The organism is Microbacterium sp. Leaf351, assembly GCF_001423825.1.
GTDB lineage: Bacteria > Actinomycetota > Actinomycetes > Actinomycetales > Microbacteriaceae > Microbacterium > Microbacterium ginsengisoli.
The window spans coordinates 40,762-41,385 of record NZ_LMPK01000034.1 but is presented as its reverse complement, the minus strand read 5'-3'; the positions used below and the strand labels follow the sequence as shown (position 1 = coordinate 41,385).

The window sequence follows — 624 nt, the reverse complement described above, 5'->3', positions numbered from 1 at the left end:
GTCTTCTTCCTGCAGTCGAACGTGATCCCGGTCGCGCAATGGATCTCCACCTACTTCGGGTGGATCCCGTTCTTCGCCGTCACGGATGATTCGGGTCAGAGCATCACGGACGCCGGTGCGTTCACGTCGTCGGCCTTCATCGCCGGCATCGTGGTCGCGCTCATGGTCGTGCCCACGCAGACCTCGATCATGCGCGAGTCGTTCTCGCAGGCACCGCTCGGAGAGCGCGAGGGCGCACTCGCGCTGGGTTCGACCCGGTGGGGGATGATCCGCACGGTCGTATTGCCCTTCGGGCGCGGCGGCATCATCGGCGGCACGATGCTCGGACTGGGGCGTGCACTGGGCGAGACCATTGCGGTGGTGATGATCATCTCGCCGATCTTCTCGATCAACTGGCAGGTGCTGAAGTCGGGAACGAATTCGGTGTCGGCGTTGATCGCCCTCCGGTACGGCGAGGCGACCCAGTTCGGGCTGTCCGCCTTGATGGCGGCCGGGCTCGTGCTGTTCATCCTCACTCTGATCGTCAACTTCACGGCGTCGATGATCGTCGCTCGGAGTCGATCCGGGGCGGAGAGCTGATGACGATCATCGAGTCCGGGGAGACGGGCGAGCTGCGGGACCCGT

The 624-nt window shown here is 64.7% G+C and carries 1 protein-coding gene; it reads left to right on the top strand.

The window, feature by feature from the left end:
- Nucleotides 1–579, top strand: a 579-nt coding sequence (locus ASG00_RS18030) for a PstC family ABC transporter permease (RefSeq protein WP_235559481.1), incomplete at its 5' end; no start/stop codon positions are given.
- Nucleotides 580–624: the final 45 nt, after the last annotated feature.